This is a genomic window from Paenibacillus koleovorans NBRC 103111, assembly GCF_004000845.1.
In the GTDB taxonomy this organism is placed as follows: Bacteria; Bacillota; Bacilli; order Paenibacillales; family NBRC-103111; genus Paenibacillus_AA; species Paenibacillus_AA koleovorans.
In genome coordinates this window covers 1-1,004 of record NZ_BIMA01000256.1, presented here as the reverse complement: position 1 = coordinate 1,004, position 1,004 = coordinate 1, and the positions used below count along the sequence as shown (strand labels likewise).

Sequence of the window (1,004 nt, the reverse complement as noted above, 5' to 3'; positions counted from 1 at the left end):
TCCGCGCCTCGCTCACCCTCAAGGTGAATTTGGCGACAAAAAATATAATAGCACATCGCCCAGCAGGATGCAACACTATTTTCTAAAATAAATCAGCAGTCGACAGCAGCGCCTCCGCCCGCCCAATAACGATGGAAAAAAGCAAGCGAATCCGACAAATGCTCCGTCCAGTAAGCCCAATTGTGCTCGCCCGAAAACTCCTGGTATTCATGAAGGTATCCGAGCTCGTTCAGCTTCTTATGATAAGCCGCATTGAGGGGGTACAAATAATCCTCGGTACCGCAGTCGAAATACAGCTCCGGCCGAACGGTTTCCCCCAGCCTCTGCTCAGCCAGCATAACCAGATCATGAGCGCGGGCATACGGACCTGCCAATGGACCTACCATCCGTGGAAACTCGGAGCGAACAAATTCATTATGCGGCAATGTGCTGAGCACCCCGAGACCGCCGGACAGGCTGGACGCCGCACCGAACAGCTCCGGATGACGCAGCGACAGGCTGAAGGCGCCGAAGCCGCCCATCGAGTAGCCGCCGATCACGCGATGCTCCCGACCGGTCAGCGTCCGAAACTCCCGATCGATGGCGGGAACCAAGTCGTACACGAAATATTGTTCGAAGTTTCCCGTGCCGTCATACCAATCCACATAAAACGTTCCTTGTCCATATTCACCGTCATTTGGCATGACTACTATGCACGGTTGCAGGTCACCATCCAGCATCGCTCGCGTCACTGTTTCGTGTGCGCGGCCGTTGTTCATCCAGCTCACTTCGGTGCCTCTCATCCCATGGAGCAAATAAAGAACGAGATAGCGCTTCTCGGGGGCTGCTTCATAATCGGGCGGCAGGATGACGTGGCAAGTTTTACGGCTGTACAAAGCGGTGGAGAAAAAGGAAAAAGGCTTTACTTGAACGCTCGTCATCACAGCGGCACACACTCCATTCCTTCATCTAATGAATAGAAAAAAACCACCTTCTCGGTTATTCACCAAAAAAGCGGTTCTTCG

At 53.2% G+C, this 1,004-nt stretch carries 1 protein-coding gene; it reads right to left on the bottom strand.

Translation table 11 applies throughout. The features are described 5' to 3' along the window. Nucleotides 1-92 precede the first annotated feature (92 nt). Entirely contained in the window at nucleotides 93-920 is an 828-nt protein-coding gene (locus PKO02S_RS32055; protein WP_127589352.1) for an alpha/beta hydrolase, read from the bottom strand. Between the last annotated feature and the right edge of the window lie 84 nt (nucleotides 921-1,004).